The following is a 14,224-nucleotide window of genomic DNA, read 5'->3' on the forward strand; positions in this document are numbered from 1 at the left end:
AATGACATTTTGGCAGTTTGCATTTAAAAACGTCACAAGGAACGCCAGAGCTTATTTCGCCTATTTTGTAAGCAGTGCATTTTCCATTGCAATTTTTTTCTCGTTTGCAGTTTATTTATTTCATCCTAAATTGCATATGACAGGCGTGAATGCTGCTCTGAACATATTAATGACAATTTCAGAAATTGTCATCGTATTCTTTTCATTTTTCTTTTTACTATATTCAATCGGTACTTTCTTAAAAGTGCGAAAAAAGCAATTTGGGATTTTAACAGTACTTGGCATATCCCAAAAACAATTAAAGAGACTCGTATTTCTAGAAAACATGCTAATTGGTGTTCTTTCCATCTTTTTCGGCATTCAACTTGGACTTGTTTTCTCGCAGTTCTTTTTATTAGTTACCGCCAAGATTACACATGTTCCTGGTTTATATTTATATTGGCCAACAGCTGCCATTATTTTAACTATGATCATTTTTCTAGGACTCTTCATTCTCGTCTCATCGTTTACGCCGATGCTCATTCGGACGAGAAAGGCTGTACGTCTTTTAAAAGAAGGAACAAAACAAAAAGAAAGAAAAGCATCTGTGCTCATCTCTCTATTTGGTGCGATATGTTTAATATCTGGATACGTGCTAGCAGCCAATCCGCTATATTTCATGTCGCTCGGCGACGTAGTTGGGCTTTTGTACGCCGCCACCAGTATATTTCTCATTCCGTCACTTGTTACAGCTGGAACATACTTTTTCTTTTCACAAATTAGTTTTTTACTCATTCGTATATTAAAAACGCGAAGAACATTTTATATGAAGCGAATTAATATGCTTTGGATTTCTGATTTGGCAGCGCGCATTCGGACAAACATTAACATGCTCTTTATTGTAGCGATGCTATCAACACTTGCTTTTACTATGATTACATTCTTATATGGATTTGGTAAATTTATGAAGTTCGATACAGTAAGAGAAAACCCTTTTCCTTTTACATATTTATCACATACTGAAAATACGTTGGCGGATGAACATTTAAACTGGTTAGAACAAAAATTTAATGAAGAGCACTTTACTTATACAAAATTTAAAACGGATATATATGAAGTATCTTCAGCTGAAAATAACACGCAGCTCTATTATGCCATTAAGCAAAGTGACTATAATGTACTTGCTAAAGCTTTAAATTGGGAGACACTCACGGTAAATAAGAATGAATCTTATATTCTTATGAAAGACTTAGATGATCAAGTTATTGGAACGCTTCACAATAAAGACAAGAAAAATACTCTTACACTTACGCAAAACAATTTACAACTACAAGTGAAAGAATATAAAAGTTATAATCCATTCCCAAATCGCTTAATATACCAATTGCTCATACTATCTGATGAAAATGTAGAAGCATTATCCACTGTTTCAAAACAGATGAGTGTATATAGCTTTAAAGTTAAGGACTGGGAAAAAGCTAATAACATCGGCGCGGTATTCATAGACAAAATTAATACCGACGGGAACAACATTCAAGCAGAGCACCCGCCTTTCCATGCAAGTGAAGCGAGCGATTCTCTATACACAACAAAACAAAATGTCGCTTCGTTCTTCTTAATTGGTACTTTCTTAGGTGTTATTTTCTTTATTGGTGCTGGCAGTGTTCTTTACTTCAGGATGCATACAGATTTAACAAATGAACAAGAAAAGTATGTAACGATTACAAAAATTGGTTTAACAGAAGCCGAAATGAAACGATCTGCTACAATTCAACTTGCGATTCTATTCTTTGTCCCGTACATTATGGCATCAATTCATACGATGTTTGCGACAAAGATGCTGCAAGAAGTTTTACATCTCTCGTTCTTCGCTGAGATTACAGTCGTACTGATGATTTTTGGAACAGTTGAAATTTTATTTTTCCTTTTAATTCGTTCCTTCTATATGCAAAAATTATCACACCATATTAAGTTTTAAAGGATAGAAAGGTGATTATTATGGAAGAAGTATTACACATTAAAAATGTCTCAAAAGTGTATGAAGGAAAGGTCCCTCATACAGCTTTAAAAAATATAAATTTACATGTAGATAAAGGTGAATTCGTTGCGATTATGGGACCATCTGGTAGCGGTAAATCTACATTTTTAAACGTTATTTCTACCATTGATTCTCCGACTGCTGGTGATGTCGTGATTAATGGAAAAAAACCGCACACATTTCGTAGAGAGAAGTTAGCTATTTTCCGCCGCCAAGAGCTAGGATTTGTTTTCCAAAATTTTAACCTACTAGATACACTAACAATCGGTGAAAATATCGTACTACCTTTAACATTAGATAATGTTCCTTTAAAAGAAATGGATGAAAAGCTTGATAACATTTCAAAGAAACTTGGAATTGATCATATTTTAGACAAGCGTATCTTTGAAGTGTCAGGAGGACAAGCACAGCGTACCGCAGTAGCACGTGCTGTTATTCATCATCCTTCACTTTTACTTGCCGATGAACCGACAGGAAATTTAGATTCAAAAGCGGCAATTGACGTGATGGAACTATTTACGAAATTGAACAAAGAAGAAGATGCAACAATTTTAATGGTTACGCACGATCCATTCGCAGCAAGTTATTGTAACCGCGTCATTTTCATTAAAGATGGCGAACTTTACAATGAACTACACCGCGGATTGTACCGTGAGAAATTTTATCAAGAAATATTAGATGTTTTAGCATTACTAGGAGGAAGACGTGGATGACATTTTGGCAATTCGCATTTAAAAATGTCTCCCGTAATTCAAAAGCATATTTCGCCTACTTTGTAAGTAGTGCGTTTTCTATCATGGTTTTCTTTTCATTTACTGTATACGCATATCATCCGCGGTTACAAAGTGTACAAAGTTTCCAAGAACGTGATCCTCTAATGAACTTAGCTAGTACAGCGCAGTTGGTTATCGTTATGTTCTCGTTCTTCTTTCTCTTATATTCAATTGGAACATTTTTAAATGTACGGAAGCAGCAATTTGGCGTTTTAACTGTTCTCGGTATATCTCAAAAACAATTAAAACGTCTTTTGTTTACTGAAAATATGATCATTGGAATGCTTGCTATCTTTGCAGGTATTCAAGGCGGTCTTGTTTTCTCTAACTTTTTCTTACTCGTTACTTCTAAATTAACAAGTGCAAAAGGCCTCTATTTATATTGGCCAACAGAAGCTATTATCGTTACAACCGTAACTTTTATTATTTTATTTTTCATCGTATCTACGTTTACACCAATGTTTATTCGTACTCGAAAAACAACGCAGCTTATTAAGGGAGTTAACAAAGAGAAGAGCGAAAAAAGACCATCTATACTCATTTCACTATTTGCTTTAACTTGTCTAGGACTATGTTATTATATTGCCGGTTATCCGCAAGGCTACATAACAGAAAAAAATGCCCAAAATGGATCTGTATTCTTAATTATGTTATCTATTTTACCGCTTGTAGTAATTGGGACGTATTTATTTTTTTCACAAACATTTCTTCTCTTTATCTATATTTTAAAGAAACGAAGAAAGTTTTATTTGAAACAAATAAATATGTTATGGATTTCAGATTTAGTTTCTCGTACCCGCAGTAATATTAATGTACTCTTTATCGTTTCTATGCTATCTGCACTTGCATTTACGATTATTATCGGGTTATTTGCTGCAAACAATCATACGAAAGCATCCATACTAGAACGATATCCTATACCATTCACCTATACATCAGAAGGTATTAATGTATTTGAACAAAAGCATATTACTACGATTGAAACTGAACTTATAAATGCTAATTTTCAATATGACAAATATAAATTTACCGTTTTAAAAGATACAGCTTCAAAAGAATCAATTGCCATTATGAAAATGAGTGATTATAACGCAATAGCAAAGCAATTAAACAGGCCAGAAATCACTCTCGAATCTTCACAAGTTTATAATATTTCTCGCTATTCACCAGCGTTATTAAATCTCGTATCTAACCCATTTGCGAAGCAGGGCACGATTACACTTGGCTCTAATAAAAAGGAATTTCAAATTAAAGGTTTTATTAATAGAGGAATTGAGCCCCCCTTTGCATTACCTCACTTAATAGTGATGCGAGATGAAGTAATTGAAAATATGGTTCCTCATATTGAAACAATTACAGTTTATAACTACTTCGTGGAGAATTGGGAAAATGCAATTGTCCCAACAAAAAATATATTAAAAAGCTTAAATCATGATGAAGAAACTTTGTATGAAGCACATAAGGGTGAAGAAGATTTCATTAAACCATTTCATATTTATACAGCTACGGATGAACTGGTTCATAGTAAAGGAAATGCAGTTGCTCAATTCTTTATTTGGGCATTTCTCGGCTTTATTTTCTTTATCGGTGCAGCTAGTGTTTTATACTTCCGTATGTATAACGACTTAACGAATGAAAAACAAAAATATATTACGATTACAAAGCTTGGATTAACTGAGTCAGAAATGTTTCGCTCCGCAACGATTCAATTAGGAATTTTATTTTTCGTCCCTTACATTGTTGCTGGTGTTCACACATTATTTGCGGTTAAGTTTTTACAAAGCATGCTCGCTTTTTCTTTACTAAAAGAGCTATTAATTGTACTCACTTTCTTTGGGATTATCGAGATTATTTTCTTCTTCTTAATCCGATCTCTGTACATTAATAAATTATCACAACACATAAAAATATGAATAAAATGGCCTTGTGCGTATTGCACAAGGCCATTTTCAATAGTTTTTAATTAGCAGCAATATCCGCCGTAGCCACCATATCCGTAGCCGCCGTAACCGCCATAACCACAACCGCCACCGCCGAAGCAGCTAGCACCGATGATAATTAATAAAATAAACAATACGATTAGAAGCGCAAAACCGCCTCCGCACCCATGTCTGCGGTTACAATCATCATGTCTGTGTTCACACTTTTCGCTCATTACTCTATTCCTCCTTTAGTATCATTCATAACAAGTTCACCTTGCTCTAAATGAGGGGATTCCATTTATATTATGTTTTCAGGGCGAATAGGAAGCTTGGCTTGCTTAAAAACGGGCTTGTTTTTAGAAATGGGCTTTATCAAAAAAAAGATACCTGTTAAGGTATCTCCTAAAGAAACATATTCAATAAAAGTGCAAAACCAAATGCAATAAATGATAACAATGTCTCGAGTACCGTCCACGTTTTAAACGTTTCCTTCACCGTCAAACCTAAATACTCTTTTACAAGCCAGAACCCTGCATCATTTACGTGAGAAAACATTAACGAGCCTGCTCCGGTTGCTATAACGAGCAATTCTAAATTCACACCAGACATGTGCTGAATAACTGGTGAAACAATCCCTGCTGCTGTCGTTAATGCTACTGTCGCTGAACCTGTTGCAATTCGAATTAATCCAGCTACCATAAAAGCTAATACGATTGGTGATAACGATATATGTTCTGCCATTTGCGCGATCGCCGTTCCAACGCCGCTTTCAATTAATATTTGTTTAAATCCACCGCCTGCACCGATAATTAAAATAATGGAACCGACCGGTAATAAACTTTCGTCCGTTAATTTTTTAATCATCTTTTTATTAATTCCTTGTCTTATTCCAAGTAAATAAAATGCTGCGAAACATGAAATAAGTAAAGCAATTACTGGACTTCCAATAAATACAAAAAATTCAGTTATCTTTTTCGGTAATGAAATATATGGTGCAACGACCGATAAAATCATCAATACAACTGGTAATAAAATAATAAAGAATGAAACTTTACGACTCGGTAAGTCAGTTGAGACAGTCGTAACTCGAATAAGCTCTGGTTCATTTTCAGGTATAACCCTTTTATGTACCCACTTTGCAAATATCGGTCCTGCGATAATGGCTGCTGGTAACGCGATAAGTAATGAATATAAAAGTACCTTTCCTAAGTTCGCGTTATAAATACCGATTGCTGTCATCGCCCCTGGATGTGGTGGCACGAGACCGTGAACAATAGATAGCCCCGCAATAACAGGTAAAGCAATTAATAATATGTTTTGCTTCGTTGTTTTTCGAATTGAAATAACAAGTGGTAATAAAATGACAATCCCTACTTCAAAAAAGACGGGAATCCCTATAACAAACCCTGCAAATAACATAGCCCACGGTAGTTTCTTTACACCGAAAAATCGAATAAAGAAATCTGCCACTTGCATGCCGGCCCCTGAATCGGACATCATTTTTCCTAAAATTGTACCGAGAGCTAAAAACCAACTAAATGCCCTAGTACACTACCAACACCAGATTCATAGGCAGTCACTATTTTCGTTAAATTCAATCCAGACATAATCGCTAAAAATAAACTCGCAACTGTTAAACTAATAAATGCATGCCACTTCCACCATGATACCCCTAAAATAACAATCGCAATTGCAAGTAACGTGACGATTAATAAGTATATATCCATTTTTCATTCCCCTTACTTTATAAAAAAAGAGGGCGAATACCCTCTTTTTATACGTCATAATTCACTACATAATGCTGCATTTCTGTATTGTAGTAGCCCTCGCTATATTCAATTACTTCGCCAACTTCATCGTAAGAATAGCGCATTCGTTTTAATAGCGCTGTCCCCTCTTTTTCACCTAACGCTTCTGCAACGAAATTAGGTGCAAGTCCAACAGCGAATTCATCTCTAAAGTTTTCTAAATGAATGCCTCGGTCTTCAACTAAATCATAAAGCGATTGCAAGTCAAAGTCCGATAAATCTGTACTTGCCATTTTCGCTGAGAAATAGTGCGTATAATGAATGTACGGTGCATCATTTAACGTATATAAACGTTCAATACGAAAACTCTCTTTACCGAATAATCGAAATGGCACTGTTCCTTCTTCATTCTGAACGATTTCTGCTTTTAGCAATTTTTTCTGTACTTTATATCCTTCTTCCACTAACACTTCAGTAAATTTCTTACCCTTTGACAGTTTTGTCGCAGAAGTGTTACGTATAACTTTCGTTCCTTTACCGCTTTTCTTTTCTAAATACCCTTCTTGAGCGAGTTCTTTAATCGCATTTCGTACTGTAATTTTACTCACCTTGAACTCTTCTTCTAACTGCGGTTCGGAAGGAATATTTGTATGAATTGCATATACACCATGCAATATTCGATCACGAATAATGTTTTTTATTTGTAAATATAATGGTCCTTTTTTTCTCGTTACGTTCACCGTTACACCCACTACCTTTCTACATCACCTACTGATGCCGTCATTGCCCGAAGTATATCCTTCTCTGATGACATTGGCGTATCACCGACGATTGTATGTGCAAGCATTCCAGCTGCTGACGCAAATGAAACAGCTTTCTCTGGTGCAAATTCTTCTATCTCGCCATGAATAATCCCGCTCGTATAAGCATCTCCAGCACCTATTCTATCATATACAGAAAACGTAAGTGTTTTTGCAAAAGTGAACGCACCGTCTTTACATATAAATCCCCGAAGCGAGTGTGTATTATCGCTATTAATAGAGCGATGTGTACCAGCGATTGTAGCGATACTATACGTTTCAGCTACCTTTGGAATAAGATCAACAAGTTGCGCCTCTCGCTCCGTTTCTTCTGTTTTCATTCCTAAAACAAACATTGCATCTTTTTCGTTCATCATTACAATATCAGCTAGCCCTAACATTTCTTCATAATGTGGTTTCGCCTGCTCGTACCCATCTTTTCCCCAAAGTGATGGACGATAATTGCAATCAAAAACGACAGTGCCTCCGTTTTGTTTAACTGCTTTCGCTAAAGATTTCATATGATGGCGCACAGTATCATTCATCGCAAGTGTAATCCCGCAAAAATGAACGATATCAATTTCCTTCGCGATTTCTTCAAATTGATACATTTCTTCACATGCCGTATTAAAGCTACTTTCTAATCGATTCGAATATGTAACGCGGCTTGCACGTGCGCCAAATCCATTTTCTAAAAAGTAGATGCCGACATATTTACCGCCTCTTGAAACAAGCGAGGTTTGCACGCCTAATTTTTGAATGTAAGATAATGCAGCATCTCCAACCGAGTTTTCCGGTAAAGTAGAAATAAGAAGCCCTTCATGCCCGAGATGAGAAAGTGCTGCAGCAACGTTCACACCTGTACCAGAAAATGAGTATTTTAATGTATTAGCTTGCGATAACAATTCATATCCTGGTACTTGCAGGCGCATCATTACTTCACCGAATGCTGCAATTTTCTTACGCATATTGATCAACTAACTTCTTCACGACTGCTAATAATTCACGAACATCTTCTACTTTCGTATTGCCAGTTTCTTTATCAATAATAGAAGAGTACACATGCGGGATCACTTGCTCTACATTTGCTTCAAGCGCAATACGTAAAATTGTTTCAAAGTTTTCTTTATCGATTCCGCCCGTTGGCTCTAATGCGAATCCTTCTTCCGCACAAGCTTTCGCAACTGCGCGATATTCTTCTTCATGAGCTAGCCCTTTCATCGGGAAGTATTTCAATGAATTTCCGCCCATATCACGTACAAGTGCGATCGCTGTTTTAATTGGAACGATTGCTTTTTCTTCTCCAGCTGCACTAATTGGACCAGTAGAAATATTTACGTACCCTACTTTTCCTGTTGGCGATACTAAACTATTAATCCAGCTATCTTTTCCGCCAAGATTTGCACGTGTCGCTCCAACTGAAGGGAACACTTGGTTAATATGGCTACCAGGATAATGCTTCGCAATTTCAGCTACAACTGCTGCTTGGCGATTATCTCCTGCTCCTAGTCCAATCGATACAGCATCATCAATTTCTTTTCCGTATGCTTTCATCGCTGTAACTGCTTCTTCTACTGTTGGATAGTCTTTTGATAACACTCCCACTACTACATAACCTTCTGCTGCTTCAAAAATATCTTTCGCATTTTCGATATTGTTCGCTAATACATTTAATGCTACGCGGCCTTTATAAAAACGTTTTTGAATGTTTGTCATTTTAGTTTCCCCCTACAATTTCTCTCAATTTTTCTTCAATCACATGTATGTCATCACCTTGAAGTGGACGTGGATCAATATCAAAGAATCCTTGTCTTACTCCGTAATCACGTGTATAAATCGCGATTTCCCCTTCGCGTAATGCTGTCACAACGTCTTTTGCCGATTTATTTAACTCTTTTTCGTTAATATGAATACGGGCTCTAAAGATTGCTCTTCCCGCTTCATCTTGAACGATCGTTACATTTACACCGTTTAATTCTTTTAGCGGCATAAGTACTTGTAACAACTCTTTTTCTTGCTCACTCTTATCTTCTTTTACTCCGTACTCATCAAGCGCTTGAAGTAAGCCAAATGTTGTTTCTTTCCCAACTTTCATACTTCTTCCGATGCAATGTAATTGCACTTTCAGCCACTCAATATATTTTCGTTTCCCGCCAACAATACCAGAAGTAGGCCCTTCAATTGCTTTTGAACCGCTATAAATGGCAAGGTCTGAATACTTCACATATTTTTGAATATCTTCTTCAGCTGCCGCATCAACGATAAGTGGTACATTATTTCGCTGCGCAACTTCCCATGCTTCTTCAACAGAAATCATATTTTTTTGCACGGCATGATGTGATTTTACATAAAGAATTGCTGCTGTATTTTCACCAATTGCATCTTCAATATGCTCTGCTTTCCCTTCATTTGCGTAGCCAACTTCTACAAGTTTTCCTCCGCCTAAGTAAATCATCGTTTCAACAGGAGCACCGTATTGAACGTTATGACCTTTTAACATAATCACTTCGTTTTTCGCGATGACCTCTTGATGAAGTCTTTCACTTTTACGGCGATTTCCTTCTGTCACAATTGCTGCGATAGAAAGCGCAATTCCGCTCGATGCTGAATTCACAACAACCGCTGCCTCTGCATCTAGAATTCTCGCAATATGATCTCCTGCTTTATCTACTAAATCAGCAATTTCCACATAATTTTGTCCCCCATGTTTCATTGCATCCATAACTGTATCTGTCGGAGCGGATACACCTAAAATACTCATTCTACCGCTCGCATTTATTACTCTTTTTAATCCGTACTTAGCATTCAATGAATAACCCATTGACTACAACCCCTTTCGTATCAATTCTTCTTTCAGCAATGCGCTGATCCCCTTCTGAATCTATTAACGTAATCTTCTCATCTTTCACCGTAAATAAAGTTAAATTTGCAATATCTCCTTCTTGAATACGGCCAAGCTCAGGTTTCTTAAGCCATTCTGCCGCATGTTTCGTCACCGCATCAATCACTTCTTCTAGCGGATAACCTAAGTAAAGGAATTTTGAAAGAACATGAGCCATACTATACACTGGACCGTGCACGCGATTCTTCCGGTAAATATCTGTACTAATTGTATTAAAGGCAATATCGTGACGCTTTGCTGCCTCTGCTACTTTAAAAGAAAAACTAGCATTACCGTGACCAACATCTAAATGAACGCCGCGATTCACTGCATCTAGTAACACAGGTAACGGTTTACCTTCTTCATCAAACAAATTATTTTCTTTCCCGTTTAAGTAATGTGTAATAACATCATCTTTTTCTAAAAGAGGTACAACTTCCTCAATGCGAGGAGGCGCTGAACCGATATGTACCATAATCGGTAATGATGTTTCACGTGATAAAGAGCGCGCTACATGCAGCGGTTCAATTCCACTATCACAAACGACGCTTTTACTCATTCTCGCCTTTAACCCAACGATTACATCTTTATACTTTTCTACTGCTTCTATTACTTTCTCTTTATCGATCCATTCCATATTGGATAATTCATCAATTCGTTTCAAACCGATGCGAGAAATATTTAAAAAGGCAAATAAATTCGTTTTCGCCTGCTCTCTACTTTTTACTAAATCTGCAATGCGATCAGCTCCGCAGCTACCCGCATCAACAATTGTCGTTACCCCTTGTTTAACGCCAATTTCATCCACCTCATCGCCATACGGATCAAACTCTGGAAAAGCATGAACGTGCAAATCAATCCAGCCACTCGATACGTAAGTACCCGAGTAATCAAGAACCTTTCCACCCTCGCCAGCACCTGCTTTCGTCACCTGTGCGATTTTATTATTTTCAATTACAATGTCAATCTCTTCCCCGTTCACACGTTTCACATTACGTAGTACGAATCGTTCTGTCATTGTACTTCACCCTTTTCTATAAGAAGCCATAAGAATACGCTTACATTAAAATTTCATTTTATATATCTTTCACACGTTTAGCGTAACACAAAAAAAGGGAGAAGTAAATATAACGTTATAATGTTTAAATTTAAATAAAAAGATGCTGCTCCAAAACGGAACAACCTCTTTTTCTATTCCTGAACCGTCACAATAACCCCGTCCACATTATTCCCCGAAATTTCATACTGCTTATTCACCGGAATATCCACTTTCCTATTCCCGGAAACTTTATAATAAGAAACCGTATATTTCGTACCTTCCACATCGGTTGTGATTTCTTTTTTCTCTTTTAAGAAGTCTAAGTATTCCTCTAATGTCATTTTCTTTTTTTGCATAATGGCACTATGAGGTAACCCGACATAACGAATGTGCCACGGCTCATATTGAATGCCTGTAATGTTACTTTTATTTTTCGGATAGCGTAAAACAAATCCGTGCTTCCATACGTTCTCTTCAATCCATTTTCCTTCAGGCGCTTTTTCCATTTTCTTTTGCGTTGAACCAACGTCCAGTGATAACCCTAAATTATGTTCACTATATCCTGCTGGGAGTGCATAATCAGATCCCATTTTTTCATATAGCTGTCTTTGCTCTTGGAAATCTCGATAGCCGCTATTCATTAAGAAATGTTGTACGCCATCTTTTCCAGCCGCATCGACAACGTTCAAAAACTTTTTTACAACATCCTTTGATAAACGAAGGTTTCTATCAAATATTACGTAGCCTCTCACTAACTCACTATTATGATTTACATTTATAATATCAGACCTAATGCTATCTTTTTTTAGTGGATAATCTTTGTTAACTAATAATAGATTCCCTTTATAAATTTCTTCTTTTGTAATCTCTACCTTTTCCATATTTGCATTCTTTATTGCGCTATTTTCCTCGCCGATTTTCACATCAATTTCTTTTTGAAATAACGGTGATATATATAAGCCTACACAGATTGTGCATGCGATAAAAAGAGAAATAAATACCCACTTTTTCATTTCTAGTTCCTCCTTAACATAACTTACGTATAGAATAGAAAAAACTATTAAAATAAAAAGTGGGGTAAAGTTTAAATTTTTATTAAATTGTAACGTTCTCGTCTTTTGGCAATCGCACTTCAAACATTGTTCTAACTACATTACTTTCAGCAGAAATCGTCCCGTTATGCTGTTCAACAATATTTTTCGCAATAAATAGCCCAAGGCCTGTCCCGCCACGGTTTTCTGACCTCGATTTATCACCTGTATAAAACATATCAAAAAGATACGGTAAGTCCTCTTCTGGAATGCTATCTCCGTAATTCATAACTTGTACGACAACTTCTTCATTATCGATATACCCATTCAAATCAACAAATTGCCCATCATATCCGTAACGAACAGCATTTGTTAACAAGTTTTCAAATACTCTAGCTAACAATTTCCCATCACCGTTAATCGGCAAATGAGGATCAACATTCAATCTAGCTTCTAAATGATGTTTTTCTAATAACGGATACAATTCCTCATCTAGCTGTATAAGCAGCTCACTTATATCAATCGGCTTTTTATCCAGCTTTAGCATGCCATAATTCATACGTGTAATTTCAAATAACTCATCAATTAAACTTTCGAGCCTTTGCGATTTCGTATATGCAATTGTGGAGAAATGTTTAATTTGTTCTTTTGTTAAATTCTCATCTTTAAGAATTAAATCTAAATACCCTAACACGGATGTTAATGGTGTCCTTAAATCATGAGCTAAGTTCACAACGAGCTGGTCTTTACTACTTTCTACAAAGTCTCCTCTTTCCACCGCTTCTTTTAACTTTTCACTCGCAACATTTATTTCACGCGCGATGTCTCCAAATTCATCATTTGATGAAACTTGAACTCTATTCGTAAAGTTACCGTTCGCAAGATGATGAATCCCGTTAGAAATCTCACTAAAATACTTTAAATACGGTTTTGTCAAAAAGAAGAAAAAGATAATAGATAACGGGATAAAGAAAATTAAAAAGAAGTTAATGTCTCCAAATTCCCTTACGATTGACCTAAATTGTGCTAAAGGCTCTTCATAGCGAACCATCGTTTTATAATACAACTGCAATCCTTTATAAATTATATAAGTTACAGTTGCAGCGAGCACCATACTTAACGCAAATAAGGCAATCATTTTAAATCGAAAGCTTTTCATCATGTTATCCATTGAAAGTATACCCTACTCCCCACACTGTTTTTATTAGCTTATCTTTTCTTTTATCTTCCCCAAGTTTTTTCCGCAACGTACGAATATGTACCATAACTGTATTTCCGCCTTCATAATAATCATCTGCCCATACTTGCTGAAAAATATTTTCCACATTGTATACTTTCTTCGGGTGACTCGCTAATAAATATAAAATATCAAACTCTTTCGGTGTTAATTCAACTTGTTCTCCGTACACATTTACTGTTCTTCGCTCAGGATCAATCACGACCCCGCCTACCTCTAAAGCAGATTTATTCTCCGCTACTTTCGGCTGATTTAACGTAAGAAACCTACGTAATTGTGCATTTACACGTGCAACTAATTCAATTGGTGTAAAAGGTTTCGTCATATAATCATCTGCACCTAATACAAGACCTGTCACCTTATCAAAATCAGACGTTTTCGCACTCAAGAAAATGATTGGCATATGATGCTTCGCGCGAATTTGACGCGTCACTTCATACCCATCCATTTTCGGCATCATAATATCTAAAACCACTAAATCGATTGGCTGCGTTTCAATAATATGAATTGCCTCTTCTCCATCAGCTGCTTTCACGACGTGGTACCCTTCTTTTTCTAAATGTATCTCAATTAAATCAGCAATTTCTGCCTCATCATCCGCTATTAAAATGGAAATGCGCTTCATTTTACTCCCCCTTTATACGCTCGATTGTAAACTAGTCTATCCAATTTGTACAATAAGAAAAGGCTACTCGCGGGAGTAACCTTAGTAAATGAAATTATATCGACGATTTTCCAAATATATCGAACACAACTTGAATTATATCGACGATTTT

General features: G+C 36.3%; 12 protein-coding genes and 1 pseudogene. 3 read left to right on the forward strand and 10 right to left on the reverse strand.

Annotated features, from left to right (window positions below; all coding sequences use genetic code 11):
* The first annotated feature begins 1 nt into the window (after position 1).
* From PSR14_RS26005 to PSR14_RS26015, 3 genes are read left to right on the forward strand one after another with little or no spacing between them, the layout of a single operon-like run.
* Positions 2-1,957: an ABC transporter permease gene (locus PSR14_RS26005; protein WP_000145014.1), complete on the forward strand. Its 1,956-nt coding sequence runs from the start codon at positions 2-4 to the stop codon at positions 1,955-1,957.
* Between the two features lie 20 nt (positions 1,958-1,977).
* Entirely contained in the window at positions 1,978-2,730 is a 753-nt protein-coding gene (locus tag PSR14_RS26010; RefSeq protein WP_000393244.1) for an ABC transporter ATP-binding protein, read from the forward strand.
* Complete coding sequence (locus PSR14_RS26015) at positions 2,727-4,703, forward strand: FtsX-like permease family protein (RefSeq protein WP_098487219.1); 1,977 nt, start codon at positions 2,727-2,729, stop codon at positions 4,701-4,703. Before PSR14_RS26010 ends, PSR14_RS26015 begins: the two co-directional genes overlap by 4 nt.
* Before the next feature lie 50 nt (positions 4,704-4,753).
* On the opposite strand, the gene PSR14_RS26020 is transcribed toward PSR14_RS26015, so the two are convergent.
* The 10 genes and pseudogenes from PSR14_RS26020 to PSR14_RS26065 form a co-directional block, all read right to left on the reverse strand.
* On the reverse strand, positions 4,754-4,945 hold the full coding sequence (locus tag PSR14_RS26020) for a YjcZ family sporulation protein (RefSeq protein ID WP_001290390.1): 192 nt from the start codon (positions 4,943-4,945) through the stop codon (positions 4,754-4,756).
* Positions 4,946-5,114: 169 nt separating this feature from the next.
* Positions 5,115-6,439, reverse strand: a pseudogene (gene gntP / locus PSR14_RS26025) (gluconate permease GntP).
* 47 nt (positions 6,440-6,486) lie between these two features.
* A complete protein-coding gene (locus tag PSR14_RS26030; RefSeq protein ID WP_000539281.1) occupies positions 6,487-7,212 on the reverse strand; it encodes a GntR family transcriptional regulator in 726 nt (241 codons plus the stop codon).
* Positions 7,212-8,228 carry a sugar kinase gene (locus PSR14_RS26035; protein WP_048557007.1) on the reverse strand — a complete coding sequence of 339 codons (1,017 nt, stop codon included), beginning with the start codon at positions 8,226-8,228 and terminating at the stop codon, positions 7,212-7,214. The genes PSR14_RS26030 and PSR14_RS26035 overlap by 1 nt, the downstream gene beginning before the upstream one ends.
* Complete coding sequence (dagF, locus tag PSR14_RS26040) at positions 8,221-8,976, reverse strand: 2-dehydro-3-deoxy-phosphogluconate aldolase (protein WP_000181911.1); 756 nt, start codon at positions 8,974-8,976, stop codon at positions 8,221-8,223. Before dagF ends, PSR14_RS26035 begins: the two co-directional genes overlap by 8 nt.
* Position 8,977: 1 nt before the next feature.
* On the reverse strand, positions 8,978-10,081 hold the full coding sequence (locus tag PSR14_RS26045) for a DgaE family pyridoxal phosphate-dependent ammonia lyase (protein WP_000542376.1): 1,104 nt from the start codon (positions 10,079-10,081) through the stop codon (positions 8,978-8,980).
* Entirely contained in the window at positions 10,059-11,159 is a 1,101-nt protein-coding gene (locus PSR14_RS26050; RefSeq protein WP_046199479.1) for an amidohydrolase/deacetylase family metallohydrolase, read from the reverse strand. Before PSR14_RS26050 ends, PSR14_RS26045 begins: the two co-directional genes overlap by 23 nt.
* A gap of 173 nt (positions 11,160-11,332) precedes the next feature.
* The gene (locus PSR14_RS26055) at positions 11,333-12,193 is read right to left on the reverse strand and encodes a D-alanyl-D-alanine carboxypeptidase family protein (RefSeq protein WP_098487218.1); all 861 of its coding nucleotides are present in this window, start codon (positions 12,191-12,193) and stop codon (positions 11,333-11,335) included.
* A gap of 82 nt (positions 12,194-12,275) precedes the next feature.
* Positions 12,276-13,382 (reverse strand): cell wall metabolism sensor histidine kinase WalK, encoded by a 1,107-nt coding sequence (locus PSR14_RS26060; protein WP_098487217.1) that lies wholly within the window; start codon positions 13,380-13,382, stop codon positions 12,276-12,278.
* Entirely contained in the window at positions 13,375-14,073 is a 699-nt protein-coding gene (locus tag PSR14_RS26065) for a response regulator transcription factor (protein ID WP_000822491.1), read from the reverse strand. Before PSR14_RS26065 ends, PSR14_RS26060 begins: the two co-directional genes overlap by 8 nt.
* Positions 14,074-14,224: the final 151 nt, after the last annotated feature.

This window comes from Bacillus sp. A01H (genome assembly GCF_045277205.1).
Taxonomy (GTDB): Bacteria; Bacillota; Bacilli; order Bacillales; family Bacillaceae_G; genus Bacillus_A; species Bacillus_A paranthracis.

Bases quoted from the DNA above. Each gene is read 5' to 3' on its own strand.
- PSR14_RS26035 (WP_048557007.1), bottom strand. From the start codon at position 8,228: ATGCGTAAGAAAATTGCAGCATTCGGTGAAGTAATGATGCGCCTGCAA.
- PSR14_RS26015 (WP_098487219.1), top strand. From the start codon at position 2,727: ATGACATTTTGGCAATTCGCATTTAAAAATGTCTCCCGTAATTCAAAA.
- dagF (WP_000181911.1), bottom strand. From the start codon at position 8,976: ATGACAAACATTCAAAAACGTTTTTATAAAGGCCGCGTAGCATTAAAT.
- PSR14_RS26005 (WP_000145014.1), top strand. From the start codon at position 2: ATGACATTTTGGCAGTTTGCATTTAAAAACGTCACAAGGAACGCCAGA.
- PSR14_RS26045 (WP_000542376.1), bottom strand. From the start codon at position 10,081: ATGGGTTATTCATTGAATGCTAAGTACGGATTAAAAAGAGTAATAAAT.
- PSR14_RS26050 (WP_046199479.1), bottom strand. From the start codon at position 11,159: ATGACAGAACGATTCGTACTACGTAATGTGAAACGTGTGAACGGGGAA.
- PSR14_RS26060 (WP_098487217.1), bottom strand. From the start codon at position 13,382: ATGGATAACATGATGAAAAGCTTTCGATTTAAAATGATTGCCTTATTT.
- PSR14_RS26055 (WP_098487218.1), bottom strand. From the start codon at position 12,193: ATGAAAAAGTGGGTATTTATTTCTCTTTTTATCGCATGCACAATCTGT.
- PSR14_RS26020 (WP_001290390.1), bottom strand. From the start codon at position 4,945: ATGAGCGAAAAGTGTGAACACAGACATGATGATTGTAACCGCAGACAT.
- PSR14_RS26065 (WP_000822491.1), bottom strand. From the start codon at position 14,073: ATGAAGCGCATTTCCATTTTAATAGCGGATGATGAGGCAGAAATTGCT.
- PSR14_RS26010 (WP_000393244.1), top strand. From the start codon at position 1,978: ATGGAAGAAGTATTACACATTAAAAATGTCTCAAAAGTGTATGAAGGA.